Raw genomic sequence first — 796 nt, forward strand, 5'->3', positions numbered from 1 at the left:
GACCCGCAAGCCAAACAATATGAGTTGGAGATGGTGACGTTATCGTCCCTGGTTCCAGAGGATCATCTTCTTCGCAAGATAGATGCAGCGATTGAGTTTGAATTTATACGAGATCGTGTCCGACATCTGTACTGTGCAGACAATGGGCGTCCAGCGCTGGACCCCGTTGTGCTATTTAAGATGCTTTTCATAGGGTATCTGTACGGGATCCGAAGTGAGCGGCAATTGATACGGGATATTGAGGTCAATGTAGCCTATCGCTGGTTTTTAGGGTTCAGTTTAACTCAGAAAGTCCCCAACGCATCGACCATAAGCCAGAATCGTCGTCGCCGTTTCAATGAGAGCACGATTTACCAAGAGATATTTGACGAAATTGTTCAGCAAGCTATGGGTCAAGGCATGGTTGAAGGGCGCGTTTTGTACACAGATAGCACGCACCTAAAAGCCAATGCCAACAAAGGCAAGCATTATATGGAGGAGCGGGAGAAAGCTCCACTGCACTATCTAGAAGCGTTGGATGCTGCGGTTGAGGAGGATCGCCGTAACAGAGGAAAAAAGCCGCTGAAGGAGAAAGCGGTAAAGTCTGAGAGCAAAGAGGTAAAGGTTAGTCAGACAGACCCTGAGAGTGGCTATATGGTCCGGGAAGGGAAGCCCAAAGGCTTTTTCTATCTGGATCACCGCACAGTAGATGGTAAGCATGCCATCATTACCGATACCCACATAACCCCAGCCAGCGTGCACGATAGTATTCCCTATCTTGAAAGAGTTGATCATCAGATTGAGAAATTTGGTTTCA

The 796-nt window shown here is 47.6% G+C and carries 1 protein-coding gene; it reads left to right on the forward strand.

Annotation, left to right across the window (positions count from 1 at the left end; genetic code table 11):
• A partial coding sequence (locus tag V5T57_RS20630) for a transposase (protein ID WP_442918255.1) occupies positions 1–796 on the forward strand: 796 nt, incomplete at both ends.

Source organism: Magnetococcus sp. PR-3, assembly GCF_036689865.1.
In the GTDB taxonomy this organism is placed as follows: domain Bacteria; phylum Pseudomonadota; class Magnetococcia; order Magnetococcales; family Magnetococcaceae; genus Magnetococcus.